Genomic DNA, 24,828 nt, shown 5'->3' on the forward strand with positions numbered 1-24,828 from the left:
GTGTACCGCTGAGCGGTGTCCCATTGCCCCGCTTCTGTCCCCCCGTCACCACCCGTACGTGCGCAGCGCCGCGTCGAGGAGCTCGCGCAGCCGCAGCGCGTCCGGGGCGAGGGCCGTGACGAGCACTGCGGGTCCGGCCAGCGGGGTGGCGGCCGCGAACTCGCCCAGGACGGCTGCCCGGGGCGGGTCCTGTTCGAAGCGCGGGTCGACCACCAGGAGCTGGCCGAGGGCGCGGTGGCCCGCCGTGACGGCCGGGCCGTCCCAGCCGCCCGGTGCTCCGGGGCCGCAGGACAGCTCCTGGTCCAGCAGGGGCTGCCCGCCCCGGGTGACCGTGAGCCGGCTGCGCAGCAGGCCGGGGGGCTCGGCGCTGCGTCCCAGCACCTGTTCCTCGCGCAGCAGGAGGCGGGCGGCGGGGGCCAGTTCGGCGCGGGTGGTGGCGCGCAGGTCGCTGCCGCGCACGGAGACGAGCGGCTCCGGCAGCCAGCGCACCGCCGCACCGTCGGCCAGCTTCAGCCGTACGTCGTACCGCGCGGGCTCCGCGGTGCGGCCGGGCAGGGCCAGGGTGGCGGCCGCCGAGCGCAGGGCGAGGCGGGCGCCGGGTCCCGCCTCGGCCTCCACCGTGAGGTGGTCGCCGCCGAGGGGGGCGCTCATCGCGCCGACCAGCATCACTCCCGCCTCGGCGTCCTCGCTCCGGGTGCGGCGCAGGGCGAGCGGCCCCTCCCCGGCCAGCAGGGGCAGGGCGGTGCCGCCGCGCCCGTCGGCGGCGGCGCGGATGCGGGCGGTGGCGCGGAGGGAGGCAGGGTGGGGGGCGGCGGGGGGTGCGCTGGTCACCGTACGGCCCAGGCGGCGATCCGGCCGCGCACCCAGTCGGCGACCGGGGCGACGCCTTCGGGGCCGCGCAGGGACTGGAAGGCGACGGGCAGGTCGCCGCGCTGGGCGGCGGCGTCGCGGGCCATGCGTTCCAGGTCGGAGCCGACGTGCGGGGCGAGGTCGGTCTTGTTGACGATGAGGAGGTCGGCGGTGGTGACGCCGGGGCCGCCCTTGCGGGGGATGTCGTCGCCGCCGGCCACGTCGATGACGAAGATCTGGGCGTCGACCAGGCCCCGGGAGAAGGTGGCGGTCAGGTTGTCGCCGCCGGACTCGACGAGGATCAGGTCGAGGGGGGCGCTGCCGAGGAAGGCCTCTTCCAGTTCCTCCACGGCCTCCAGGTTGGCGGAGATGTCGTCGCGGATGGCGGTGTGGGGACAGGCTCCGGTCTCGACGGCGCTGATCCGCTCGGGGGGCAGGACGGCCTCGCGGAGCAGGAACTCGGCGTCCTCGCGGGTGTAGATGTCGTTGGTGACGACGGCCATGGACAGCTCGGTGCGCAGGGCCCGGCAGAGGGCGGCGACGGTGGCGGTCTTGCCGGAGCCGACGGGTCCGCCGAGGCCCACGCGCAGGGCGCGGCGGGTGCCGTCGGCGCGCTGCGGGGCGGCGGCGTGGGTGTGGCGGTGGGGGTAGGTCACGTCGTGGTCGAGGTGCACGGCAGGTCTCCTTGGGTACGGCGGTGGTCGGGAGGTTCAGGAGGCGAAGAGGCGTACCGCCCAGTCGGCATGTGCCTCCGCCGCGATTTCCAGCAGTGGTGAGGAGGCCGCGGGCAGTGCGTCCGCGCCCTCCGTGCGGGCGAGCAGGGCGGCCTCGGCCGCCCTGGCGGCGACGGCGTCGAGGTCGGGGGCGAGGCGGGCGAGGACGGCGCTGGCCTCGAAGGGGTCGAGGCCCAGCAGCCGTACCGTCGCCGTGGCCGGCCCGCTGACGCTCTCGTACGCCGCCACGTGCGCGGCGTCCAGGGCCCCGAGTCCGGCGGCCCGGGCGGCGAGGCCGAGCACCACGGGCTGGTGGGCCCCGCGCGGGAAGGCGGCGGCCAGCGCGTCGAGTTCGGCGGCGGGCCAGGTGGCGCGGGCGGCCCGCAGCAGCTGCCGGCCGAGCCGCCTGGCTGCGGCGCGCAGCGCGGGCGAGGGGGTGCGGGCGTCGGCGGCGGTGTCGAGCAGGGCCGGGTCGATGCCGAGGGCGGCGGCCGCGGCCAGACCGGCCGCGGTGAGCCCGGCGGTGTGCAGCCGGCCGCGGCAGAACTGCTCCAGGGTGGCGGCGTCGTGGATGCGGCCGGCCTTGCAGGCGGCCTCCGCCCCGCCGGAGTGGGCGTGCCCTCCGGCGGGGAAGCGGCCGTCCGCGAGCACGAGCAGCGCGGCGAGGCTCATCGTCGGGAGCCCCTCGGAAGTCGGGGGCCCATCAGAAGTCCGGGGCCCATCAGAAGAGGAAGTATCTCTGTGCCATGGGCAGTTCGGCCGCGGGTGCTGGCTCCACCGCCTCGCCGTCGATGGAGACGGTGAAGGTGTCGGGGTCGACCTGGACCCTGGGCATGGCGTCGTTGTTGCGCATGTCCGCCTTGCCGAGCTTGCGGGTGTTCTCGATGGCGGTGAACCTCTTGCCGAGGCCGAGGCGTTCGGGCAGGCCGTCGTCGAGGGCGGCCTGCGAGGTGAAGTTGAGGGAGTTGAGGGCGGGCGCGCGTCCGATGCCGCCGTACATGGGCCGGGGCAGGACCGGCTGCGGGGTGGGGATGGAGGCGTTGGCGTCGCCCATCTGCGCGTACGCGATCTGGCCGCCCTTGACGACGAGCTCGGGCTTGACGCCGAAGAAGGCGGGGGTCCACAGCACCAGGTCGGCGAGCTTGCCGACCTCGACGGAGCCGATCTCCCGGGCGAGGCCCTGGGCCACGGCGGGGTTGATCGTGTACTTGGCGACGTAGCGGCGGGCCCGGTGGTTGTCGGCGGGGCCGTCGCCGGGGAGGAAGCCGCGGCGCTGCTTCATCACGTGGGCGGTCTGCCAGGTGCGGAGGACGACCTCTCCGACACGGCCCATGGCCTGGGAGTCGGAGGAGATGATGGAGATGGCCCCGAGGTCGTGGAGGACGTCCTCGGCGGCGATGGTGGAGGGCCGGATCCGGGACTCGGCGAAGGCGAGGTCCTCGGGGACGGCCGGGTTGAGGTGGTGGCAGACCATCAGCATGTCGAGGTGTTCCTCGACGGTGTTGAGGGTGTGCGGGCGGGTGGGGTTGGTGGAGCTCGGCAGGACGTTGGACTCGGAGACCACGGTGATGATGTCGGGTGCGTGGCCGCCGCCCGCGCCCTCGGTGTGGTACGAGTGGATGGTCCGCCCGGCGATGGCCGCGAGGGTGTCGGCGACGAAGCCGGCCTCGTTGAGGGTGTCGGTGTGGATGGCGACCTGGGCGCCGGTCTCGTCGGCGACGCTCAGGCAGGCGTCGATGGCCGCGGGGGTGGCGCCCCAGTCCTCGTGGATCTTGAAGCCGAGCGCTCCGCCGCGCAGCTGGGAGAGCATGCCCTCGCGGGACATGGTGTTGCCCTTGCCGAGCAGGCCGATGTTGACCGGGTAGGCCTCCAGCGCCGCGAACATCCGGGCCAGGTGCCAGGGGCCGGGGGTGACGGTGGTGGCCTTGGAGCCCTCGGCGGGGCCGGTGCCGCCGCCGACGAGGGTGGTGATGCCGGAGGCGAGGGCCTCGTCGACGACGGTCGGGGAGATGAAGTGCACGTGGGCGTCGATGGCGCCGGCGGTGAGGATCTTCCCGTTGCCCGCGATGATCTCGGTCTCGGGGCCGATGACGAGTGCGGGGTCGACGCCGTCCATGGTGTCGGGGTTGCCGGCCTTGCCGATGCCGCAGATGCGGCCGTCCGCGATGCCGATGTCGGCCTTGACGACGCCCCAGTGGTCGAGGACGACCACGCCGGTGATGACCGTGTCGGGGGCGCCCTCGGCGCGCGTGGTGCGGGCCTGGCCCATGGACTCGCGGATGACCTTGCCGCCGCCGAAGACGGCCTCGTCGCCGGAGTTGCCGGGTCCGCCGCTGAGGTCCCGTTCGATCTCGACGAAGAGGGCGGTGTCGGCGAGCCGGATCCGGTCACCGGTGGTCGGCCCGAAAAGGTCGGTGTAGGCCCGGCGGGAGAGTTCAGCCATCGAGCGGCCCTCCGGTCTCGCCGCGCAGTCCGGGCACGGTGCGCAGTCCGCCGATCGGTACGAGTTCCACGGCGACGGGGATGCCCGGCTCGAAGCGGACGGCGGTGCCGGCGGCGATGTTCAGGCGCTGCCCGTGCGCGGCCCGCCGGTCGAAGTCGAGGCCGGGGTTGGCCTCGGCGAAGTGGTAGTGGGAGCCGACCTGTACGGGCCGGTCGGCGGCGTTGAGGACGGTGAGGCGGGTGACGGGGCGGCCCTCGTTGAGGCGCACCGGGCCGTCCCCGTGGACGATCTCGCCGGGGATCATGCTGCTGCTCCCCCTCAGACGATCGGGTCGTGGACGGTGACGAGCTTGGTGCCGTCGGGGAAGGTGGCCTCGACCTGGACGTCGTGGATCATCTCGGGGATGCCCTCCATGACCTCCGCCCGGGTGAGCACGGTGCGGCCGGACGCCATCAGCTCGGCCACGGTCCGCCCGTCGCGGGCCCCTTCGAGGAGGTGCGAGGTGATCAGGGCGACGGCCTCGGGGTGGTTGAGGAGGACCCCGCGCGCCCTGCGCTTCTCGGCCACGTCGGCGGCCACATGGATCAGGAGTCTCTCTTGTTCATGTGGTGTCAATTGCACCTGTATCACCAAGCTTCCGGGACATGGTCGTCGTCGCGCCGGGGAGTGACCGTACCGGCCGTCAACACGTTGTTGACCTGCGCTTATCCGTGCCAAGCGTCTCTTGCCCAACACAGGACGAGGCTTTCCGTCCCGATCACCACCGCTTTACCGGTGCGTGGGTGATCATTGGCGGAAGAGCGAGGACCATACCGTAGGGGCCGTACTTTTCCGCCGAGTTAACCCACGTTTCGGGAAGGCACTCGGTTCAACGCGGTCCCGGTTCCGAGGGTGCGGTTCGTATACGGGGTACGGCCGGCGGGCTCGGGTCAACAGCCCCTGAGGGTGCGCGCGGAGGCGTCGGCGGGCCAGGGCAGGGCGATCCACACGGTCTTGCCGCCGTCCTCGGTGGGGGTGACCGAGAGACGGCCGCCGGCCTCGGCCGCGAGCCAGCGGATGATGACCATGCCGCGGCCGTTGTCCTGCTGGACGGCGGCGGGGAGCCGCTTGGGCCAGCGCGGGTGGCTGTCCGTCACTCCGACGCGCAGCCATTCCTCGCGTTCGAGGCGGACGTCGACGGTGAAGGTGGGCGACTGGCCGAAGGTGTGCTGCACGGAGTTGGTGGCGAGTTCGGAGACGATGAGCCGGACGGTGTCCGCGGTGCCCGCGTCCTCGGGCAGTCCCCAGTCGCTCAGTACCCGCGCCACGTAGCGTCGGGCGGCGGCCACCGACACCGGATCGCTCGGCAGAGTGACGGATGCTTCCAGCTGATCTGCCATGGCGACGTCCCTTTCCCACCGGGACGGAGCCGCCCCGGATCTACGCTGAGCGCCAGAGTGCCACCCATCGTGCCGCCGTTTCCGCCGTTCCCCCAAGATATGCATATATCTGTCGCTCAATGCGGTGAACTCTGCTACGGAAGAGCGTATTTGGACGGCAGACTGGTGCGAGGTGTGCCGGTGGAAGGAGAGCGGGTATGCAGCACGGTCCCGCGGTACGTCGGCGCAAACTCGGCGAGGAGCTGCGCGCCCTGCGCGACCGCTCCGGGCTCACCAGTGGCGAGGTGGCCCGCATCGTCGGCTGGCACCAGTCGAAGGTCAGCCGGATCGAGACGGGCCGCAGCGGTGTGAAGACGGAGGACATCCGGCTGCTGCTGGACGCCTACGGGGACGCGGTGAGCGCCCAGCAGCGCGCGCTGCTGGAGGCCCTGGGCGCCTCGGCGGCCGGTCCGGCGGCGAGCGGGGACGCGGCGCGGGGGCGGCAGTGGTGGCACGACTACCGGGGCCTGCTCCCGCAGGAGTACCGGGACTTCATCAGCCTGGAGGCCGGAGCCCGGTCGGCGCGGACCGTCGAGCTGTCGGTGGTGCCGGGGCTGCTCCAGACGCCGGACTACGCGCGGGCGGTGACCCGGGCCGCGCTGGGCGGGCTGCCGGAGCCGAAGGTGGACGCGCTGGTCGACGTACGGCTGGCCCGGCAGGCGGTGCTGCGGTCCGATCCGCCGCTGGAGCTGAGCGCCGTGCTGGACGAGGCGGTGCTGCGCCGGCAGATCGGCGGACCGGGGGTGATGGAGGAGCAGCTGCGGCATCTGGTGGAGGTGGCGCGGCTGCCCCAAGTGCGGCTTCAGGTGCTGCCGTTCACCGTGGGGGGCCATCTCGGCCTGACCGGACCGTTCGTAATTTTCTCATTTCCGAACATCGCCGATCTGGATGTGGTGGTGCTCGACCATTTGACGAGTAGCCTCTATCTGGAGCGGAAGGAAGACCTAGAGGCGTACAGCGCCGCGTTCCGCACCATCCAGGCGCACGCCCTCCCGCCCCACGACTCGTCGGATCTGATCAGCTCTATCGCTGACGACGCGTAGAAGGAGGCACCCCCGTGTCCGCAACCCCCTTATCCACCAGCGGACTTCTGAACAGCGCGCGGTGGCTGCGGAGCAGCCGCAGCACCGGAATGAACAACTGCGTGGAAGCCGCCGCCCTGACCGGCGGCCTGCTGGCCGTCCGCGACTCCAAGCGGACGGACGGCCCGGCCGTGCTCTTCACCGGGCCGGCCTGGGACGGCTTCCTCGCCTCCGTAAGGGCGGACGTGCACGTGTGACGTGACGCCTAGCGGTCCGTGGCCCCGGCCGGAGCGGTCCCGAGGACCGTGCCGACGGCCCGGCTGATCTCGTCCCCCGTGAGATCCGCCCGAGCCGTCAGCCGCAGCCGGGAGATGCCGTCCGGCACCGACGGCGGACGGAAGCACCCCACGGACAGACCTGCCTCGCGGCAGTCGGCGGCCCAGCGCAGTGCCGCCGAAGCCGACGGGGCCCGAACCGACACCACGGCCGCGTCCGGCCGGGCCGCGGTCAGGCCGGACGCGGTGAGCCGCCCGTACAGCTCGGCGGCCACCTCCCGGACCCGGGCCGCGCGCTCCGGTTCCCGCTCCAGCAGGCGCAGGCTCGCCAGCGCCGCACCGGCGGCGGCCGGGGCCAGCCCGGTGTCGAAGATGAAGGCGCGGGCCGTGTTGACCAGGTGCCGGATGACCTTGGCCGGCCCCAGCACCGCGCCGCCCTGGCTGCCCAGTGACTTCGAGAGGGTCACCGTGGCGACCACCCCCGGCGCGCCCGCGAGCCCGGCGGCGTGCAGCGCGCCGCGGCCGCCCTCGCCCAGCACCCCCAGCCCGTGCGCGTCGTCCACCACCAGCGCGGCGCCCTCGGCCCGGCAGGCGGCGTGGTACCCGGCGAGCGGGGCGGCGTCCCCGTCGACGGAGAACACCGAGTCGGTCACCAGCAGCGCCCGGCCCCCGTGCCCGGCCAGGCTCTTGCGGGCCGTCTCCGGGTCGCCGTGCGGGGTGACCTCGACCTCGGCCCGCGAGAGCCGGCAGCCGTCGACGATGGAGGCGTGGTTCCCGGCGTCGGAGACCACGAGCGTGCCCCGGCCGCTGAGCGCGGTCACGGCGGCCAGGTTCGCGGCGTATCCGGACGAAAGCACCAGAGCGGACTCGAAGCCCGTGAACGCGGCGAGCTCCCGCTCCAGTTCGGCATGAAGTTCGGTCGAGCCCGTGACCAGGCGCGATCCAGTGGCACCGGCACCCCAGCGCTCGGCCGCGGCACAGGCACCCCGCACGGTCTCCGGGTGCCGGGACAGCCCCAGGTAGTCGTTGCTCGCCAGGTCCAGCAGGGGCGAGGAGGCGGGCCTCGGACGCAGGGTCCGCACCAGCCCGGCCTGCTCTCGGACGCGCTCCGCGCCGTCGATCCAGGCGAAGACGTCCTCGGGTTGCGGGGTGTGCTGGGTCATCGGCGGTCCTCGCGTCGCGTCTCGCGATGTGTCTCGCGTTTTGTCGGCAGTCGACAGATCTGCTCGACCCTATCCGCCGTGACGCGAGGGGCTGGTGTGGCGATCCACACACCTCCTTCCGGCCATGTTGTCCGATCTCTCCTTGGCCGGGAGTGGTCGCGTGGGACAGGATCGGGCGCATGGACCTGCTGAACACCCTGGTGGAAAAGGGACTGCGGCGCGAGCTGCCGACCCGCGAGGAGGCGCTCGCCGTACTGGCGACCTCCGACGACGAACTGCTCGACGTGGTGGCCGCTGCCGGCAAGGTGCGCCGCCAATGGTTCGGGCGCCGCGTCAAGCTGAACTACCTGGTCAACCTGAAGTCGGGGCTCTGCCCCGAGGACTGCTCGTACTGCTCCCAGCGTCTGGGGTCGAAGGCCGAGATCCTCAAGTACACGTGGCTGAAGCCGGACGAGGCCTCCAAGGCGGCCGCGGCCGGCGTCGCCGGCGGCGCCAAGCGGGTCTGCCTCGTGGCCAGCGGCCGCGGTCCGACCGACCGTGACGTGGCCCGCGTCGGCGAGACGATCGCCGCCATCAAGGAGCAGAACGAGGGCGTCGAGGTCTGCGCCTGCCTGGGCCTGCTCGCCGAGGGCCAGGCCGAGAAGCTCCGCGAGGCGGGTGCGGACGCCTACAACCACAACCTGAACACCTCCGAGGCCACGTACGGCCAGATCACCAAGACGCACACCTACGCGGACCGCGTCGACACGGTGCAGAAGGCGCACGCGGCGGGCCTGTCGGCCTGCTCCGGCCTGATCGCCGGCATGGGCGAGAGCGACGAGGACCTCGTCGACGTCGTCTACTCGCTGCGCGAGCTGGACTCGGACTCCGTCCCGGTCAACTTCCTGATCCCCTTCGAGGGCACCCCGCTGGCCAAGGAGTGGAACCTCACCCCGCAGCGCTGCCTGCGGATCCTCGCGATGGTCCGCTTCGTCTGCCCCGACGTGGAGGTCCGGATCGCCGGCGGCCGCGAGGTGCACCTGCGCTCGATGCAGCCGCTCGCGCTGAACATCGCCAACTCCATCTTCCTCGGCGACTACCTCACCAGTGAGGGCCAGGCCGGCCAGGCCGACCTCGACATGATCGCGGACGCCGGTTTCGAGGTGGAGGGCGCCGGTACGACCACCCTGCCCGCCCACCGCGCCGACGCCGCGGCGGCCGCCGCCCCCGCGGGCGGCATGTGCGGTTCCTCCGCCGGCGGCTGCGGCTCCGCGGCCGGTGCCGAGGCCGAGGACGGCGCCGGTGCCCACGGCTGCGGCTCCGCCTGCGGCGGCTGCTCCGGACACGCCGCGCAGGCCCCGGCGCCCGCCCAGGCGGAGGCCGGAGAGGTGCGTTCGGACCTGGTGGCGGTGCGCCGCCGCGGCGCGGGGACGGACATCGCCCCCAATGCGTGACCGGTTCCCGCTGCACGACCCGCTCGACCCCTCGTCGGACACGGCGGACCTGCTCGCCCTGGACCGGCAGCACGTCTGGCACCCGTACGGCCCGATGCCCGGGCGGCAGGAGGCCCTCGTGGTCTCCTCCGCCTCGGGGGTCCGGCTGCGGCTCGCCTCCCCCGCCCAGGGGCGGGAGGAGCTGGTCGACGGCATGTCCTCCTGGTGGTCGGCGATCCACGGCTACAACCACCCGGTGCTCAACGAGGCCGCGGCCGCGCAGCTGGGCCGGATGTCGCACGTGATGTTCGGCGGGCTCACCCACGAGCCCGCCGTCCGGCTGGCCGCCCGGCTGGTGGAGATCACCCCGGCCGGACTGGAGCACGTCTTCCTCGCCGACTCCGGGTCGGTGGCCGTCGAGGTCGCCGTCAAGATGTGCCTGCAGTACTGGCGTTCGCTCGGCCGCACCGGCAAGACCCGGCTGCTGACCTGGCGCGGCGGCTACCACGGCGACACCTGGCAGCCGATGGCCGTGTGCGACCCCGACGGCGGCATGCACGAGCTGTGGCAGGGCCACCTGCCCCGGCAGGTCTTCGCCGACGCCCCGCCCGGCGGCTTCGACACCCCCGTGGACCCCGCGTACGCGGACCACCTGCGCGCGCTCGTCGCCGCGCACGCCGACGAACTGGCCGCGGTGATCGTGGAGCCGGTGGTGCAGGGAGCGGGCGGCATGCGCTTCCACCACCCGGGCTATCTGCGGGTGCTGCGCGAACTGTGCGACGAGTACGGGGTCCTGCTGATCCTGGACGAGATCGCGACGGGCTTCGGCCGCACCGGCGCGCTCTTCGCCGCCGACCACGCGGGCATCACCCCGGACGTCATGTGCCTGGGCAAGTCCCTGACCGGCGGCTACCTCACCCTCGCGGCCACCCTGTGCACCGAGCGGGTCGCCGACGGGATCTCGCAGGGCGAGGTCCCGGTACTGGCGCACGGGCCCACCTTCATGGGCAACCCGCTCGCCACGGCCGTGGCCCTGGCCTCGATCGACCTGCTGCTCGGCCAGGACTGGGCCGGCGAGGTCAAGCGGATCGAGGCGGGCCTGCGCGAGGGCCTCGCCGAGGCCTCCGCCGTGCCCGGGGTCAAGGACGTGCGCGTGCTCGGGGCCATCGGCGTGATCCAGCTCGACCACCCGGTCGACGTGTGGGCGGCCACCCGCGCGGCGGTCCGCGAGGGTGTCTGGCTGCGCCCGTTCCGCGACCTGATCTACACCATGCCCCCGTTCGTCACCGGCGACGCCGACGTGGCCCGGATCTGCCGCGCGGCCGTCGCAGCGGCGCAGGAAGGCTGAGATGTCCGTAGTCGTCGTGTCCGGTACCGGCACGGAGATCGGCAAGACTGTGGTCACCGCGGCCGTCGCGACCGCCGCCCTGGCCGCCGGGCGTTCGGTGGCGGTGCTCAAGCCCGCCCAGACCGGGGTCGGCCCGGACGAGCCCGGGGACGCCGCCGAGGTCGTGCGGCTCGCCGGCCCGGGCGTGACGGCGCGGGAACTGGCCCGCTACCCCGAGCCCCTGGCCCCGGACACCGCCGCGCGGCGCTCCGGGCTGGCGACGCTGACCCCCGCCGGGATCGCGGAGGCGGCCGCGCGGCTGGCCGCCGAGCACGACCTGGTGCTCGTGGAGGGCGCGGGCGGGCTGCTCGTGCGCTTCGACGAGGAGGGCCGCACCCTGGCGGACGCGGCGCGGCTGATGGCGGCGCCGGTGCTGGTGGTGGCCCCCGCGGGGCTGGGCACGCTGAACGCCACCGACCTGACCGCGGAGGCCCTCGCGGCCCGGTCCGTCAGCGCGCTCGGGGTGGTGGTCGGCAGCTGGCCCGCCGCGCCCGACCTGGCCTCCCGGTGCAACCTCGCCGACCTCCCCAAGTCCGGGCTCCCGCTGCTGGGGGCCGTGCCGGAGGGGGCCGGCGCCCTGGAGCCCGCCGCCTTCCGCGCGGCCGCGCCGGGGTGGCTGGGCGCGCCGCTGGACGGCACCTGGTCGGCGGAGTCCTTCCTCGCCGAGTGGCCCGCCTGAGGTGACCCGGCGGCGGGGTGCCGGTGGCGGGGCCGGGCCGCCGCTTCAGTGGCCCCCCGCCGGCTCCCTGCAGCCGCCCTCCAGGTAGACGCCGTGCGCCTCGGCGCGGGCGGGGGCCGGGGAGGGGCCCGCGGTGGCGGGGGCCTGCGCCCGCCCCGACACGCAGGGGCCGGCGCCCGGGAGCAGCAGCGCGAAGCCCGGTCCCTGGACGGAGTTCCCCTCGTACACGTCACCGCTGCCGGCGGGGTAGCCCAGGCCGCGCAGCAGCGCGGTCAGTCCGGCGGGGTCCGTCACGGGCGCGGCGGCCAGCTTCGCCCTGATCCGGGCCGCGTGGGCCTCCCCGCGGCAGCGGGCGGCGGGGCTCAGCTCCGTCTGCTGCCGGTACGCGTGGTTCTCCGCGTACTTGCGCGACTCCGGATCCGCCGGCGCGGCACCGTCCCCGGCGGCGCCGGAGGCGGCGGCGGCCGTCGGCGAAGCGGTGGCGGTGGCGCAGCGCGCGGCCACCTCCGCGAGGAACGCGGCGTTCGGGTCGGCCGCGGGCGCCTCGGCCCGGGGCTCCGGCGCCGGCGCCGGGGCGGAGTCGCAGCCGGCGAGCAGGAACGCCGCGGCGGCGAACGCAGCAGCGGCGAACGGGGCGGCGGCCGCGCCCCGGAAGGGGGCCGTACGGGATGTCAAGGTTCCGATCCTCCTGTGCGCGGCCCCAAGTGCGGTGCCCGGAGGCTCGATTATGGCCTCCGCCGCCCGGCCGGAGACGGTTTCGGGACGGGGCCGGGTGGGGAACAGCCCCGAGGGGCACGCGCAGCCGTGTCGTCCGTCCGCCGCCCGTCCGCGCCCGGAGGCCCGCCATGCCCAGCCCCGCCCCCGATCCGGTCCACCACCCGTACTTCGCCCGGTTCTACGCCCGCGCCAGCACCGCCGCCGAGACCCGCGCCGGCATCGGCGCCCTGCGCCGGGAACTGCTGGAGGGGGTCTCCGGGCGGGTCGTCGAGATCGGCGCGGGCAACGGCCTGAACTTCGCGTACTACCCCGCCGCCGTGTCCGAGGTCGTCGCCATCGAGCCGGAGCGCACCCTGCGCCGGCTCGCCGCGGCCGCCGCGCTGCGCGCCGAGGTGCCGGTGGACCTCGTACCGGGCGTCGCCGAGGCGCTCCCGGTCAAGAGCGAGGCCTTCGACGTCGCGGTCGCCTCGCTGGTGCTGTGCACCGTACGCAACCTGCCGCGCGCCCTCGCCGAACTGCACCGGGTGCTCCGCCCGGGCGCCGAACTCCGCTTCCTGGAGCACGGGCTGGCTCCCGGCCCGGGGATGGCGGGCGTCCAGCGGGCGCTCGACCGGACGGTGTGGCCCCGCCTGTTCGGCGGCTGCCACACGGCGCGCGACCCGCTCGCCGCGATCGAGGCGGCCGGCTTCCGGATCGCCTCGCACCGCTCCTTCCGCCTGCCCGAGCGCGGCCCGGCACTGCCCACGTCGTACTGCGTCATCGGCTCGGCACGCCGCCTGGACGGCTGAACCGCCGGGCCGTTCCCGTACCCATTCCGGCGGACCGGCGGTCAGACGCGCCCGGCAGGCACCACAATCGAGCCGGAGCCGTGTCGGGAGCGGAACGTGCGGAGGGGGAACGCGTGGCACACGGGGCGCAGCCCGGACAGCTGGTCAACCACCGGTACCGGCTGGTCCGGGCCCTTGGGTCCGGCGGGATGGGGCGGGTCTGGAAGGCGCACGACGTACAGCTCGACACCCATGTGGCCGTCAAGGAGCTGCTCCTTCCCTCGGGGCCCTCGGCCCCCGACGCGGCGGACCGGCTGGAGCGCGCCCTGCGGGAGGCCCGCAGCGCGGCCAGGCTGCGCGACCACCCGAACGTGGTCACGGTCCACGACGTCGTCCTCGTGGGCGGGGTGCCGTGGATCGTGATGGAGCTGGTCAGCGGCTCGACGCTGCAGGAACGCCTGCGGGTGGGGCAGCGGCTGCCGGTGGAGGACGTCGCGGAGGTGGCCTCGGCGCTGCTGAAGGCGCTCGGCGCGGCGCACGCGGAGGGCATCGTCCACCGCGACGTCAAGCCGGCCAATGTGATGCTGACCGAGGACGGGCGGATCCTGCTGGCCGACTTCGGGATCGCCCTCAACGAGGCGGACGACGGGCTGACCGGAACCGGTGTGGTCATCGGTTCGATGCCGTACCTCTCGCCGGAGCGCGCCCGGGGTGAGAAGGGCGGCGCCCCGAGCGACCTGTTCTCCCTGGGGACGACCCTGTACGAGGCCGTCGAGGGCGTGTCGCCGTTCAAGCGGGAGACCAAGGTCGGCTCGCAGTACGCGGTGGCGCACGGGGCCGTCCCGCCGCCGCGGCACGCGGGGCGCCTGGAGCCTCTGATCATGGGGCTACTGGAGCGGGACCCGGACGCGCGGCTGACGGTGGCCGGGGCCCTGGAGCTGCTCGCGCCGCCCGCGCCCACGGAGCCCGCGTCCCCGCCGCCCGCGCCGAAGCCGACGGAGCGGCCGGAGCCGCGGCCCGCACCGGCACCCGCGCCGGGGGGCCGTGCCGCCGCCCGCCGCCGCGCCAGGACGGCGGCGGGGCAGGCGCCGTCCCCGCCGCCGCGACGGGCCCCGCGCGGCCTGGCGCTGTTCGCCGTGGCGGCGGTGCTGATCGCCGGGGGCTCGTACGCCGGCTACCAGTGGACCCGGACGCAGTACTTCGTCGGCGTGAACGACGGGCACGTCGCGGTGTTCCGGGGCATCAGCCCGAAGCTGGCCGGCATGGCCCTGTCGGAGCTGGAGACCGATCACCCCGAGATCGAGCTGCGCTACCTGCCGCCGTTCAAGCGCAAGCAGGTCGAGGCGACGATCACGACCGACGGTCTCGACGACGCGCGGGCCCGGGCGGCGCAGCTCGGCCTCCAGGCCTCGGCCTGCGCCAAGAGCGCCGGGGAGAACGGGGAGGACTCCGTCCTCACGGAGGAGGAACGGCCCCTGACGGCCCTGTGCGCCAGTTGAGCCGCCCGGCCGGATCGCCTACGGGGCGACCTTGCCGATGCCTCCCGGGGCCTGTGCGGCGCGCCGGTCGATCTGCCACAGCTGGCCCTCGCGGTTGCTGACGTAGATCCAGCCGCCCTCCAGCGCGAGCCCCTCGCAGGTCCCGAGGCCGGAGGCGACCACCCGGTGTGCGCCGTCGGCGAGGGTGATCTCGTGGAGGAGGCCGTTCGCGTGGTCGATGGTGTACGCCCGGCCCGCGCCGTCGAGTTCGACGCGGATGGTGCGCGCCCCGGCGGGGAGGGTGGCCACCACGCGGGCGGCGCCGCCGTCCAGGGTGATCTCGTACAGCTTGGCGCCGTTGTCCTTCTGGCCCACGTACGCCTTGCCCCTGCCGTCCAGGGCCACTCCGGCGATGCCCTGTCCGAGGCCGGTGGCGATCGTGGTCTTCCGCCCGCCCGGCAGGTCGACGGCGATCAGCTGCCCGTCGGTCCAGCTGGTGACGTAGGCCCTGCTCGCCGCCGCGTCGAGCGCGACGCCGTAGGCCCCCGGCACGTCCGCGACCTTGCGGGAGGTGCCGTCGGACAGGTTCACCGCGAGCAGGCGTCCGCCCGCCCAGTCCGTGGTGTAGGCGGTGCCCTGACCGTCGGTCGCGACGTCGCCGATGTCGCCCAGGGCGCTCGCCGCCACGCGCTGGGCGCCGGTGTCGGCCTTCACGGCGGACAGCCGCTGGCCGCCCCGGTCGGCGACGTAGAGCGTGCCGTTCGCCGGGTCGGCGGCCACCCCTTCGGAGATGCCCAGCCCGGTCGCGACCAGGGTGTGGCTGCGCTTGTGGGAGATGAGCTTGGACAGGTCCTCCAGTTTGGGCATGTCCTCGTCGCTGATGCTCACCCTGGGCGGTCCGAAGGCCTTCGCGGTGGACAAGGCCATCCCGGATGCCGACGCCGGGTCCTGGGTGACCTGGAGTTGCGCGGCGGCCGCGGCGCGGGTGCTCTGGAAGAGCGGACCGAGGAAGCCCATGACGTCGAACGCCCCGTGGGCGGTCTGGCGTACGAGCCAGGGGTCGCGTTCGCTCTCCAGCCGGCGCGCCTCTTCCGAGACGCTCCCCGCTCCCGGGGTGTCCTTGCCGAGCTTCTGGCCGGCCTGGTCGGCGGAGCCGGCCTGGTCCCCGCCGTTGTCGAAGATGTTCTTGAAGGACATGGTCTCTCCCCTAGAGCGGCTGCGGCTGCGTCTGGTAGTCGAGTACTTCCGGCTGGAACACCCGGTGTTCCCCGGCGCGGACCACGACCCTCTCGGCCGTCCCCTGCTGCATGAAGCGCTTTCCCTCGTCGGCCAGGTCGAAGCGGCTGGAGTCGAGGGCGGCCTCGCCGAGCTTCCAGGCCAGGACCTTGGAGTGCCTCGGCTCGGCGCCCTGCTTGGCCGTCTCCTTGACCTCGACCGGCTCGGGGTAGTGCAGGGCGACCCAGCCGCCGAAGGTGACGGGGAACTCGTAGTCGAACTGGCGGACCTCGCGGCGGGTCGTGGCCATGACGTCGGCCCGGCTGCTGATCTCGAAGCTCACCGTCGACACGTGCTTCCATTCGGTGGTCAGCGAACCGCTGACGGAGCCGGTGATCCCGAGCGCGAGCTCGCCCCACAGTTCCCCGGTGCCAGTGACGGAGCTGGTGGCGGTGGTGGTGCTCGTCGCCTCGGTCTGCGTCTCCGTGTTGACGCCCTGGTTGTCCTTGCTGTTGAGCAGGGTGGTCTTCTGGTACTGCTTCATCTCCATGCTCTTCGCCAGCTGCTGCTGGAGCGAGGCGATGGACTTCGCCCCGAAGGTGAGCTTCACCTCCCCCTGGAGCGACCAGCTGATCGTGTTCGAGATCGTGAACTCGACGGTGTCCGTCACCGTGATCACGATGGGGTCGGTGCCGTTGACGTACGTCTGCTTGGACACCATGTCGGGCGGCGGCTGCCGGATGTCGGCGCGCTCCTCGATGACGGGGACGCCGACGTTCATGAAGGCGCGCCAGCCGCGCTCCTGTGCCGTCGGTTCGTCCGTGGGGAACGTGCCGTAGCGCTCCTTGTTCAGTGAGAACCCGATGGGGTCGAGCGGCTCGCCCCCGCCCTGGCGGTTGCGCCTGAACGCGCCGCGGCGCAGGTTGCGTTCCAGGATGCCGACGGCCCTGGCGGCGATGTCGAGCTCCTGCTGGTTCTTCGTGGTCAGCGGGTGCCGCATGAACACGTCGTTGATGTAGGCCGTGCCCACGTCGTTCCTGGCGCTGCCTTGCCCCATGCCCCGTTCCCCTCCCTGTGTGGTCGACCGGTGACGCTACGCAACCGGAGGAGGGGTGGGCAGGGGCCGGAAGTCGCCACTGGGCGACAACCGGACAGATGCCGCCGACCAGGCATTCGATCATGCCGGGGCGCGGGCGCGGCAGGGGCGGCCGGCCGCCCCGGGTGCGTGTTTGCATGATCCACTGAGGCCGGGGTCCGGGGCGCCGCGCGGGGCCGGCGGCCCGGACGGGTCCGCAGCGTGTCCGGATCCGTGCGCCCGGGGCCGACCGGGCGTAGCCGGGGCGGCGTTTCCGGCTCGAATTGGCCCCGGCCGCGCGTTCGAGGGGCGGGGGCCCGACACCCGGGGCGGATCAGGGGCCGGCCGGGGCGTTCACCCGGACGGCCGTCCGGGCGGCGGCGGGTCAGCCCGCGAGCGGCTTGACCCAGCGGGTCCAGATGTCCTCGGGGCCGTAGCCGGCCGCCCGCCACGCCCCGTGCGCCTGCCCGTTCCCGTCGAGCACCATCGCGTCGGCGCGGCGGCCGCCCAGCGCCGCGAACCGCTCTTCGGCGGCCGCCAGCAGCGCGGAGCCGATGCCCTGCCGGCGGTGGTCCGGGTGGACGGCGAGCCGGTACAGGTGGCAGCGCCAGCCGTCGAAGCCCGCGATCACGGTGCCGACGAGCTCGCCGTCGCGCCGGGCGAGCAGCAGGGCCTCGGGGTCGCGCGCGTGCAGCCGTTCGACTCCGGCCAGGTCGTCGCTGATGCTCGCACCCTTGGCGGCGCCCTTCCAGAAGTCCAGGACGGCTGGCAGGTCGGGGGCCGAAGCGGGGATGATGTGCACATCGTTCATTCCGGGATCCCACCATCCGCGCCAGCTCGCCCAAAAGGATGACCCCTTCCCTTTGCCTTTCCTTTACCATGTGGTGAACGGTTTCCCCGATCCACGACGAAAGGTGTGAGCGTCCGCCCATGGGCGAGCCTCCCAGTCACCGACATCCCGGTACGCGACATCGCGCGGCCCCCCTCCTCCTGACCGAACATGGGACGGAGGTGAACGACCGATGACCGAGGTACTCCTGCTCATCGTGGCGCTGCTGCTCTGTCTTGCCTGTGGAGTGTTCGTCGCCGCCGAGTTCTCGCTGACGACCGTCGAGCGCAGCGAGCTCGAACGGGCCGTCGAGCGGGGCGAGCGCGGAGCGGACAGCGCCCTGGCCGCGGTCCGCAGCCTCACCTTCCAGCTCTCCGGAGCGCAGCTCGGCATCACCGTGACCGGCCTGGTCATCGGCATGATCTCCAAGCCCTCGATCGCGGCCCTGCTCACGGGCCCGTTCCAGGACATGGGCCTGTCGGCCGGCGCCGCGTCCTCCACCGCCCTGGTCCTCGGCACCGTCCTGTCGACGGTGGTCCTGATGGTCGTCGGCGAACTGGTCCCCAAGAACTGGGCGATCTCCTCGCCGCTGGCGATCGCCAAACGCGTGGCGACCATGCAGCGGGTCTTCTCGCGCGCGTTCAGGCCGCTGATCAGCCACCTGAACACCACCGCCAACCACATGGTCCGGCGCATGGGCATGGAGCCCGCCGAGGAGCTGGCCTCCGCCCGCAGCCCGCAGGAGCTGGTGGCGCTGGCCCGGCACTCCGCCAAGGCCGGCGCGCTGGAGAAGGACACCGCCGAGCTGTTCGTGCGGACCCTGAACCTCGCCGACCTGATCGCGGAGAACGTGATGACCCCGCGCGTCCAGGTCACGGCCCTCGACGTGCACACCACCGCCGAGGACGTGGCCAACGCGACCATGGCCACCGGACTGTCGCGCTTCCCCGTCTACCGGGGCAGCCTCGACACCGTGGTCGGCATCGTCCACATCAAGGACGTACTGGCCCTGCCCGCCGCCGAGCGGCACCGCCATCCGGTGTCCCGGCTGCTGCGCGAGCCGCTCCTGGTACCCGAGTCGCTGACCGTGGACCGGCTGCTGGACCGGCTGTCGGGCAGGCAGACGATGGCCGTGGTGATCGACGAGTACGGCGGCACGGCCGGAGTCGCCACGCTGGAGGACATCGTCGAGGAGGTCGTCGGCGAGGTGCGCGACGAGCACGACCCGCACGAGACCCCCGACCTGGCCCCGGCCGGCACGGACGAGGCGGGCCGCACCCTGTACTCGGCCGACGGCGCCGCGCGCACCGACCAGCTCCGGCGGATCGGCCTGCGGGTGCCCGAAGGCCCCTACGAGACCCTGGCCGGGCTGATAGCCACCGAACTGGGCCGCATCCCGGCCGTCGGCGACCGCCTGGAGCTGGACGGCTGGCGCCTGGACGTGGTCGACGCCAGCGGACGCCGGGCCGCCCGCGTGCTCCTGCACGAGCCGGCCGGACCGGCCGGCGGCGAGACCGCGGAGGAGACCCGATGACCGCGATCCAGCTGCTGATCGGCCTGGCGACCCTGGTCGTCAACGCCTTCTTCGTCGGCGCGGAGTTCGCGCTGATCTCGGTCCGGCGCAGCCAGATCGAGCCGTACGCAGAGCAGGGCGACCGCCGGGCCCGCGCGGTGCTGTGGGGCCTGGAGCACGTGTCCGCCCTGATGGCGGCGGCGCAGCTCGGCATCACCCTGTGCACCCTGGTGCTCGGCGTGGTGGCCGAGCCGGCCATCGCGCACCTGCTGAGCCCGCTGCTCGACGCGCTCGGGGTGCCGTCCGGAGTGACGCACGCGATCTCCTTCGTGATCGCCCTGGCGCTGGCCACCTACCTGCACATGCTGTTCGGCGAGATGGTCCCGAAGAACGTGGCGCTGGCCGAGCCGGTACGCACCGCGCTGGCGCTGGGGCCGCCGCTGGTCGCCCTGACCCGGGGGCTCAAGCCGGTGATCTTCGCGGTGAACGCCTTCGCCAACGCCCTGCTGCGGCTGCTGCGGGTGGACGTGAAGGACGAGGTCGCGGCGACGTTCTCGGACGACGAGCTGGCCCGGATGGTCAAGGACTCCAGTGACGCGGGGCTCATCGACGACCGGGCGAGCGAGCGGCTGCACGACGCCCTCGAACTGGGCCGGCGCCCCGTCACGGACGTGGTGCTGCCCGTGGACCGCGTCGTCACGGCCCGGCAGGGGATCACCGCTGCCGCTCTGGAGGCCCTGTCCGCCGAGTCGGGGTACTCCCGCTTCCCGGTGGTCGACGCCCGGCAGCGGATCCTGGGGTACCTGCACGTCAAGGACGCCCTGGACGTACTGGAACGGGACGAGCCCTTCCCGCTGTCCGCGCTGCGCCCGATCGCGCAGGTACGGGCGGAGACCCCGCTGGACGACGTGCTGACCGCCATGCGGCGCAGCCGTACGCACCTGGCGGCGGTCCTCGGGGCGGACGGGGCGCTGGCGGGGCTGGTGACGATGGAGGACGTGCTGCGCGAGCTGTTCGGCCGGCCCGCCTCCACGTAGGCCCTACCGCGCGGTAGCATCGCTCCGCCATGGAGATGAATGCGCCATACACCAGTTTCGTCGCGGTCGGGGACTCCTTCACCGAGGGGATGTCCGACCGGCTGCCGGACGGCTCCTACCGGGGCTGGGCCGACCTGCTGGCCGCCCGGCTCGCCGCGCGCGAGCCGGGCTTCCGCTACGCGAACCTGGCGGTGCGCGGCAAGCTGATCGGCCAGATCGCCGAGGACCAGGCCCCGGCCGCCGCCGCGATGGGCGCGGACGTGGTGACCCTGGTGGGCGGTCTCAACGACGCGCTGCGCCCCAAGGTGGACATGGGCCGGGTCCGGGCGCACCTGGAGGGCGCGGTGGAACTCCTCGCCCCGTCGTGCAAGCACCTGGTGCTGATGCGCTCGCCCGGCCGCAACGGACCGGTGATGGAACGCTTCCGGCCGCGCATGGAGGAGCTCTTCGGCATCCTCGAAGAACTCGCCGCACGGCACGGGGCGCTGCTGGTGGACCTGTACGGGGCGCCCGTGCTCGGGGACCCGCGGCTGTGGGACGTCGACCGGCTGCACCTGACCCCGGAGGGCCACCGCAGGGTGGCCGAGGCCGTCTGGCAGACTCTGGGACTGCCCGCCGAGGAGGACTGGCGGGCCCCGCTGCCTCCCGCCACCGCGCCGGGCTGGCCCGTGCGCCGGGCCGAGGACCTGCGTTTCGCCCGGCAGCACCTGCTCCCCTGGATCGGGCGCAGGCTGACGGGCCGCTCCTCGGGGGACGGCCGCCCCGCGAAGCGGCCGGAGCTGCTGCCGTACGGGACCCCACCGCTCTCGTAGCAACCCACAATCCCGAGGGCTGCCCCTACCTGCGTAAACGCACAGCCCCGGCCCAAGTAGAATCCCTACACGTGACTGCCAAGCCCCGCATCCCCAATGTCCTGGCCGGCCGCTACGCCTCCGCGGAGCTCGCCGTCCTGTGGTCCCCCGAGTACAAGGTCACGCTGGAGCGGCGGCTGTGGCTCGCCGTGCTGCGCGCCCAGAAGGACCTCGGCATCGAGGTCCCCGACGCCGCCCTCGCCGACTACGAGCGCGTCCTGGAGACCGTCGACCTCGCCTCCATCGCCGAGCGCGAGAAGGTCACCCGGCACGACGTGAAGGCCCGGATCGAGGAGTTCAACGCCCTCGCCGGCCACGAGCACGTCCACAAGGGCATGACCTCCCGCGACCTCACCGAGAACGTCGAGCAGCTCCAGATCCGGCTCTCGCTGGAGCTGGTGCGCGACCGCACGGTCGCCGTCCTGGCCCGCCTCGGCAAGCTCGCCGGCGAGCACGCCGAGCTGGTCATGGCCGGCCGCTCCCACAACGTGGCCGCGCAGGCGACCACGCTGGGCAAGCGCTTCGCGACCGCCGCCGACGAGCTGCTCGTCGCCTACGACCGCCTGGAGAACCTCCTCCAGCGCTACCCGCTGCGCGGGATCAAGGGCCCGGTCGGCACCGCCCAGGACATGCTGGACCTGCTGGGCGGCGACGCCTCCAAGCTGGCCGACCTGGAGCAGCGGATCGCCGCCCACCTCGGCTTCGCCCAGGCGTTCACCTCGGTCGGCCAGGTCTACCCGCGCTCGCTGGACTACGACGTGGTCTCGGCCCTGGTGCAGCTGGCCGCCGCCCCCTCCTCGATCGCGAAGACGATCCGCCTGATGGCCGGCCACGAGCTGGTCACCGAGGGCTTCAAGCCCGGCCAGGTCGGCTCCTCCGCGATGCCGCACAAGATGAACACCCGCTCCTGCGAGCGCGTGAACGGCCTCATGGTCATCCTGCGCGGCTACGCCTCGATGACGGCCGAACTGGCCGGCGACCAGTGGAACGAGGGCGACGTCTCCTGCTCCGTCGTCCGCCGGGTGGCCCTGCCCGACGCGTTCTTCGCCTTCGACGGCCTGCTGGAGACCTTCCTGACGGTCCTCGACGAGTTCGGCGCCTTCCCGGCCGTCGTGGCCCGCGAGCTGGACCGCTACCTGCCCTTCCTCGCCACCACCAAGGTGCTGATGGGCGCGGTGCGGGCCGGTGTGGGCCGCGAGGCCGCGCACGAGGTCATCAAGGAGCACGCCGTGGCCTCCGCCCTGGCCATGCGCGAGCAGGGCGCCGAGCGCAACGAGCTGCTGGACAAGCTGGCGGCCGACGAGCGGATGCCGCTGGACCGTGCGCAGCTGGACGCCCTCATGGCCGACAAGCTCTCCTTCACGGGTGCCGCGGGCGACCAGGTCGCCGCGGTGGTCTCCCGTATCGAGGCCATCGCCAAGGAGCACCCGGAGGCCGCCGGTTACGCTCCGGGGTCGATCCTCTGACCCCCGACGAGCTCGAAGCCGCCCGCGGCCGCGTCCTCCCGGACGTGGTCGCGGGCGGTCTGCGTGTGCTGTTCTGCGGGATCAATCCGGGTCTCCTCTCCGCCGCGACGGGCCACCACTTCGCCCGCCCCGGCAACCGGTTCTGGCCGGTCCTGCACCTGTCGGGCTTCACCCCCCGCAGGCTCGCCCCCGAGGAGCAGCAGGAGCTGCTGACCTACCGCCTGGGCATCACCAACGTGGTCGCCCGGGCCACCGCCCGCGCCGACGAGCTGAGCGCCGAGGAGTTCCGCGAGGGCGGCCGGATCCTGACGGCCAAGGTGGAACGGCTGCGCCCCCAGTGGCTCGCCGTGGTCGGCGTCACCGCCTACCGCACCGCCTTCGCAAGCCGTAGCAACCTGCATGTGACACTGGCCGCCTGACCTGCGGACACGCGGAAGCCCCCACCGCGTCGGTGAGGGCTTCGCGAGGCACACGTTGACTTCGGGGCGGCCAACTCCCCTTCTGACAGCGCCGCAGACTGCTCTGTCCCGACTTTCCAGCTACGCGAACTGGATGCTGTGCGGAACCGGTTCGCCGAAGTCCCTCACACTGTGGGGGGTGAGCGGCGAGCCGAGGACGTCCTCACAACCATGGTCTGAGTACACGGTGGCCACACTGCCCGTGGCGTTTTCGACATGCGTCGCTCCTGACACCAGAAGGAAGCATTCACCGCTTGCGGGGTTCTCGGTGGTGAAGTCGTCACCATTTACATTGACATAGTGGAGCGTGCCATTAGCAGCACTGGCTGAGGTGGGGACAGCCACGGCGAGTGCAACCACTCCGAGAGCGGCAATGAGGGTGCGGCGAAGACGCATAGGGGCAACTCCGTGCATGGTGGACTGAGGACGTCACGAACCTACGCACGGTTCTCCCCTTTCAATCAGGTCGCGTCTGATGTAACGATTCCCCGTCATTCTTTCGGGCCACCCACCCCTCAGCGGGTGTCGGAGTTCTTCGAGTTGAGGTTCACCACGTCCCTCACGCCGACGTTGTTGCAGTCGAGGGCTTGCGCATTGACGTCGATCGGAACCACTGCATTGATGGCGCCATTGACCAGGGCGACCAGAGGGTTGGCAGGCTGTGCGTTGTTTGAGGTGGTGGTCGACCCCGTTTGACCGAAGCTACACGTATTGGTCAGGTCGTCCGTGGCGGTGCCGATCGCACTGGCCAGAGTCTGATCGGCGTGTGCCGTGGCAGAAAGCGGCAGTGCGACCGTACTGAGGGCCACACCCAAGAGTAAGCGTTTGGTCCTGTTCATGTCCTGCCAACGATCACCGCTCGTCAGGGGTTACGCCGGCCCCTTCCGTACCGTCCACCACGTTGCGGCAGCTGAGGAAGGTACGGTCGTCACCCACGACATGCCGTTGCTGTCTTCGCCCTCGCCAGGACGTACCGCGATCGCCCGGACTCGCCGCGCCTGTCTCGATGCCCGGGGCCGTATTCCGAGCCTGGCCGGCGCACCCGGTCGGGCGTGCATCACCGTCAGTGCGACTCCAGTCGGCCTTCGCAAGTCGTAGCAACCTGCGTGTGATGCTGCGTACGTGACCTGCGGGAACGTATAAACCCCGCCGGAGGGTGCGGGCCAGTGCCCGCCACGTCGTCCCAGTATTACGAGGCAGCTCCGCGTCTCACTTCAGGGCGGGAAAGGTGACAGAGGCACTACGCACCTCTGGCTGCACCTGCTTCTTCTCCTGCCCCTTGTCGCTCCCCTTCGCGGGGCTCTCCGGCACGGCCTTGCGCGGGGCTTTCAGAGGCTTCTTCAGTTGCTTCTTCGCCACGGCGACGCTCCTGACTCCCGGGACTCTCAGCGTGTCACCGACGCAATCCGCTCGCATGCCGTACAGGTCGGCCCATTGGGACACCATCACACCAAGGCACCCCGCCGACTGATCACTGGTGCCGAGGTAGCCGCTTCACAGGCCGGAGTGGCACGGGATCAGCTGCTGACCACCCAACCAGGCATGGCCGGCTCACTCACCGCCCCATCCACCACGTCCCCGCGATTCCCGCGCCCGTCGTGACGAGGCCGACCAGCCACGCCGGGAAGCGAGAAATCGTCAAGTGCAGTCCGCCGCAACGAAGTTCAAACTGTGGGCGCTGTCGAACTGTCTCAGTTCGCTGGGTCATTCCTCAATTCAAGCACCCTTCACCCCCATCCCGTCACGGTCCGCATCTGTACAATTCCAGGGTTGCAATTTTGACACTCTGGACAGCGACACGACGTCATGGAGTCTTGCCAGTTCCGATCGGACTTGGTAAAAGCGCACTTGACGCGAAGGGACTTCGCTGGTCAACGGCATGGAGACGGCTGGGTCGTCGTGCCAGAGCGGGCCCCGCCAGCCAACCACGACGTGGATCGAGGACTCGGCGAAGGTGCCGTCCCTACCGGCCGCCGAGGGGACAGGGCGTCCGCGACGACAGCACCCCCTCCACCAAGTCCCCGACCCACGCCGCCCCTGGTAGATGGGTGAGTCACGGCC

General features: G+C 72.8%; 25 protein-coding genes and 1 pseudogene. 12 read left to right on the forward strand and 14 right to left on the reverse strand.

What is annotated here, in order from left to right; genetic code table 11:
- Window positions 1–45 precede the first annotated feature (45 nt).
- From AC07A6_RS18245 to AC07A6_RS18275, 7 genes are all read right to left on the reverse strand, one after another.
- Entirely contained in the window at window positions 46–831 is a 786-nt protein-coding gene (locus AC07A6_RS18245; RefSeq protein WP_478777717.1) for an urease accessory protein UreD, read from the reverse strand.
- On the reverse strand, window positions 828–1,523 hold the full coding sequence (gene ureG, locus AC07A6_RS18250; protein WP_478777718.1) for an urease accessory protein UreG: 696 nt from the start codon (window positions 1,521–1,523) through the stop codon (window positions 828–830). Before ureG ends, AC07A6_RS18245 begins: the two co-directional genes overlap by 4 nt.
- 36 nt (window positions 1,524–1,559) lie before the next feature.
- On the reverse strand, window positions 1,560–2,234 hold the full coding sequence (locus AC07A6_RS18255) for an urease accessory protein UreF (protein WP_478777719.1): 675 nt from the start codon (window positions 2,232–2,234) through the stop codon (window positions 1,560–1,562).
- A gap of 49 nt (window positions 2,235–2,283) precedes the next feature.
- The gene (locus tag AC07A6_RS18260) at window positions 2,284–4,005 is read right to left on the reverse strand and encodes an urease subunit alpha (RefSeq protein ID WP_478777720.1); all 1,722 of its coding nucleotides are present in this window, start codon (window positions 4,003–4,005) and stop codon (window positions 2,284–2,286) included.
- Window positions 3,998–4,309: an urease subunit beta gene (locus AC07A6_RS18265; RefSeq protein WP_362463782.1), complete on the reverse strand. Its 312-nt coding sequence runs from the start codon at window positions 4,307–4,309 to the stop codon at window positions 3,998–4,000. Before AC07A6_RS18265 ends, AC07A6_RS18260 begins: the two co-directional genes overlap by 8 nt.
- Before the next feature lie 14 nt (window positions 4,310–4,323).
- Window positions 4,324–4,626 (reverse strand): urease subunit gamma, encoded by a 303-nt coding sequence (locus tag AC07A6_RS18270; RefSeq protein WP_361610790.1) that lies wholly within the window; start codon window positions 4,624–4,626, stop codon window positions 4,324–4,326.
- Between the two features lie 308 nt (window positions 4,627–4,934).
- Complete coding sequence (locus tag AC07A6_RS18275; RefSeq protein ID WP_125603067.1) at window positions 4,935–5,384, reverse strand: ATP-binding protein; 450 nt, start codon at window positions 5,382–5,384, stop codon at window positions 4,935–4,937.
- Between the two features lie 197 nt (window positions 5,385–5,581).
- Between AC07A6_RS18275 and AC07A6_RS18280 the strand changes: the two genes are divergently transcribed.
- The gene (locus tag AC07A6_RS18280) at window positions 5,582–6,466 is read left to right on the forward strand and encodes a helix-turn-helix domain-containing protein (RefSeq protein WP_362463786.1); all 885 of its coding nucleotides are present in this window, start codon (window positions 5,582–5,584) and stop codon (window positions 6,464–6,466) included.
- Window positions 6,467–6,480: 14 nt separating this feature from the next.
- Window positions 6,481–6,702 (forward strand): DUF397 domain-containing protein, encoded by a 222-nt coding sequence (locus tag AC07A6_RS18285; protein WP_362463789.1) that lies wholly within the window; start codon window positions 6,481–6,483, stop codon window positions 6,700–6,702.
- Between the two features lie 8 nt (window positions 6,703–6,710).
- Here AC07A6_RS18285 and AC07A6_RS18290 read toward each other — a convergent pair whose 3' ends face one another.
- Window positions 6,711–7,883 carry an 8-amino-7-oxononanoate synthase gene (locus tag AC07A6_RS18290; protein WP_478777721.1) on the reverse strand — a complete coding sequence of 391 codons (1,173 nt, stop codon included), beginning with the start codon at window positions 7,881–7,883 and terminating at the stop codon, window positions 6,711–6,713.
- Window positions 7,884–8,062: 179 nt separating this feature from the next.
- On the opposite strand from AC07A6_RS18290, the gene bioB reads away from it, so the two are divergent.
- From bioB to bioD, 3 genes are read left to right on the forward strand one after another with little or no spacing between them, the layout of a single operon-like run.
- Window positions 8,063–9,316 (forward strand): biotin synthase BioB, encoded by a 1,254-nt coding sequence (bioB, locus tag AC07A6_RS18295; protein ID WP_386270728.1) that lies wholly within the window; start codon window positions 8,063–8,065, stop codon window positions 9,314–9,316.
- Window positions 9,309–10,643: an adenosylmethionine--8-amino-7-oxononanoate transaminase gene (locus tag AC07A6_RS18300; RefSeq protein ID WP_362463797.1), complete on the forward strand. Its 1,335-nt coding sequence runs from the start codon at window positions 9,309–9,311 to the stop codon at window positions 10,641–10,643. The genes bioB and AC07A6_RS18300 overlap by 8 nt, the downstream gene beginning before the upstream one ends.
- Before the next feature lies 1 nt (window position 10,644).
- Window positions 10,645–11,361: a dethiobiotin synthase gene (gene bioD, locus AC07A6_RS18305; RefSeq protein WP_362463800.1), complete on the forward strand. Its 717-nt coding sequence runs from the start codon at window positions 10,645–10,647 to the stop codon at window positions 11,359–11,361.
- Window positions 11,362–11,406: 45 nt separating this feature from the next.
- Here the strand turns inward: bioD and AC07A6_RS18310 are convergent, their stop codons facing one another.
- On the reverse strand, window positions 11,407–12,036 hold the full coding sequence (locus AC07A6_RS18310) for a hypothetical protein (protein ID WP_478777722.1): 630 nt from the start codon (window positions 12,034–12,036) through the stop codon (window positions 11,407–11,409).
- Window positions 12,037–12,206: 170 nt separating this feature from the next.
- On the opposite strand from AC07A6_RS18310, the gene AC07A6_RS18315 reads away from it, so the two are divergent.
- Window positions 12,207–12,866 (forward strand): class I SAM-dependent methyltransferase, encoded by a 660-nt coding sequence (locus AC07A6_RS18315; RefSeq protein ID WP_386270726.1) that lies wholly within the window; start codon window positions 12,207–12,209, stop codon window positions 12,864–12,866.
- Window positions 12,867–12,979: 113 nt separating this feature from the next.
- Entirely contained in the window at window positions 12,980–14,344 is a 1,365-nt protein-coding gene (locus tag AC07A6_RS18320) for a serine/threonine-protein kinase (protein WP_478777723.1), read from the forward strand.
- 18 nt (window positions 14,345–14,362) lie between these two features.
- Here AC07A6_RS18320 and AC07A6_RS18325 read toward each other — a convergent pair whose 3' ends face one another.
- The 3 genes from AC07A6_RS18325 to AC07A6_RS18335 form a co-directional block, all read right to left on the reverse strand.
- Window positions 14,363–15,520 (reverse strand): outer membrane protein assembly factor BamB family protein, encoded by a 1,158-nt coding sequence (locus AC07A6_RS18325; protein WP_478777724.1) that lies wholly within the window; start codon window positions 15,518–15,520, stop codon window positions 14,363–14,365.
- A 10-nt stretch (window positions 15,521–15,530) separates the two neighbouring features.
- Window positions 15,531–16,595: a gluconolaconase gene (locus AC07A6_RS18330; protein WP_478777725.1), complete on the reverse strand. Its 1,065-nt coding sequence runs from the start codon at window positions 16,593–16,595 to the stop codon at window positions 15,531–15,533.
- A 403-nt stretch (window positions 16,596–16,998) separates the two neighbouring features.
- Window positions 16,999–17,424: a GNAT family N-acetyltransferase gene (locus AC07A6_RS18335; protein ID WP_478777726.1), complete on the reverse strand. Its 426-nt coding sequence runs from the start codon at window positions 17,422–17,424 to the stop codon at window positions 16,999–17,001.
- 211 nt (window positions 17,425–17,635) lie between these two features.
- On the opposite strand from AC07A6_RS18335, the gene AC07A6_RS18340 reads away from it, so the two are divergent.
- From AC07A6_RS18340 to mug, 5 genes and pseudogenes are all read left to right on the forward strand, one after another.
- Complete coding sequence (locus AC07A6_RS18340) at window positions 17,636–18,976, forward strand: hemolysin family protein (RefSeq protein WP_478777727.1); 1,341 nt, start codon at window positions 17,636–17,638, stop codon at window positions 18,974–18,976.
- Window positions 18,973–19,992 (forward strand): hemolysin family protein, encoded by a 1,020-nt coding sequence (locus AC07A6_RS18345; protein WP_478777728.1) that lies wholly within the window; start codon window positions 18,973–18,975, stop codon window positions 19,990–19,992. Before AC07A6_RS18340 ends, AC07A6_RS18345 begins: the two co-directional genes overlap by 4 nt.
- Window positions 19,993–20,021: 29 nt before the next feature.
- Window positions 20,022–20,804, forward strand: a complete 783-nt coding sequence (locus AC07A6_RS18350; protein WP_478777729.1) for an SGNH/GDSL hydrolase family protein — start codon at window positions 20,022–20,024, stop codon at window positions 20,802–20,804.
- 71 nt (window positions 20,805–20,875) lie between these two features.
- Entirely contained in the window at window positions 20,876–22,309 is a 1,434-nt protein-coding gene (purB, locus tag AC07A6_RS18355) for an adenylosuccinate lyase (protein WP_007262806.1), read from the forward strand.
- Window positions 22,306–22,698 (forward strand): annotated as a pseudogene (mug, locus tag AC07A6_RS18360) (G/U mismatch-specific DNA glycosylase); the annotation flags it as partial. The gene purB and the pseudogene mug, both read left to right, overlap by 4 nt.
- 584 nt (window positions 22,699–23,282) lie before the next feature.
- Here the strand turns inward: mug and AC07A6_RS18365 are convergent.
- On the reverse strand, window positions 23,283–23,576 hold the full coding sequence (locus tag AC07A6_RS18365; protein ID WP_478777730.1) for a hypothetical protein: 294 nt from the start codon (window positions 23,574–23,576) through the stop codon (window positions 23,283–23,285).
- Between the two features lie 400 nt (window positions 23,577–23,976).
- On the reverse strand, window positions 23,977–24,126 hold the full coding sequence (locus AC07A6_RS18370) for a hypothetical protein (protein WP_478777731.1): 150 nt from the start codon (window positions 24,124–24,126) through the stop codon (window positions 23,977–23,979).
- Window positions 24,127–24,828 lie beyond the last annotated feature (702 nt).

This window comes from Streptomyces sp. NPDC044002, assembly GCF_056434525.1.

Coding starts and splice junctions, on each gene's coding strand:
- AC07A6_RS18255 (WP_478777719.1), bottom strand. CDS start 2,234: ATGAGCCTCGCCGCGCTGCTCGTGCTCGCGGACGGCCGCTTCCCCGCC.
- AC07A6_RS18260 (WP_478777720.1), bottom strand. CDS start 4,005: ATGGCTGAACTCTCCCGCCGGGCCTACACCGACCTTTTCGGGCCGACC.
- AC07A6_RS18265 (WP_362463782.1), bottom strand. CDS start 4,309: ATGATCCCCGGCGAGATCGTCCACGGGGACGGCCCGGTGCGCCTCAAC.
- AC07A6_RS18275 (WP_125603067.1), bottom strand. CDS start 5,384: ATGGCAGATCAGCTGGAAGCATCCGTCACTCTGCCGAGCGATCCGGTG.
- AC07A6_RS18280 (WP_362463786.1), top strand. CDS start 5,582: ATGCAGCACGGTCCCGCGGTACGTCGGCGCAAACTCGGCGAGGAGCTG.
- AC07A6_RS18290 (WP_478777721.1), bottom strand. CDS start 7,883: ATGACCCAGCACACCCCGCAACCCGAGGACGTCTTCGCCTGGATCGAC.
- bioB (WP_386270728.1), top strand. CDS start 8,063: ATGGACCTGCTGAACACCCTGGTGGAAAAGGGACTGCGGCGCGAGCTG.
- AC07A6_RS18300 (WP_362463797.1), top strand. CDS start 9,309: ATGCGTGACCGGTTCCCGCTGCACGACCCGCTCGACCCCTCGTCGGAC.
- bioD (WP_362463800.1), top strand. CDS start 10,645: ATGTCCGTAGTCGTCGTGTCCGGTACCGGCACGGAGATCGGCAAGACT.
- AC07A6_RS18315 (WP_386270726.1), top strand. CDS start 12,207: ATGCCCAGCCCCGCCCCCGATCCGGTCCACCACCCGTACTTCGCCCGG.
- AC07A6_RS18325 (WP_478777724.1), bottom strand. CDS start 15,520: ATGTCCTTCAAGAACATCTTCGACAACGGCGGGGACCAGGCCGGCTCC.
- AC07A6_RS18330 (WP_478777725.1), bottom strand. CDS start 16,595: ATGGGGCAAGGCAGCGCCAGGAACGACGTGGGCACGGCCTACATCAAC.
- AC07A6_RS18335 (WP_478777726.1), bottom strand. CDS start 17,424: ATGAACGATGTGCACATCATCCCCGCTTCGGCCCCCGACCTGCCAGCC.
- AC07A6_RS18340 (WP_478777727.1), top strand. CDS start 17,636: ATGACCGAGGTACTCCTGCTCATCGTGGCGCTGCTGCTCTGTCTTGCC.
- AC07A6_RS18345 (WP_478777728.1), top strand. CDS start 18,973: ATGACCGCGATCCAGCTGCTGATCGGCCTGGCGACCCTGGTCGTCAAC.
- AC07A6_RS18350 (WP_478777729.1), top strand. CDS start 20,022: ATGGAGATGAATGCGCCATACACCAGTTTCGTCGCGGTCGGGGACTCC.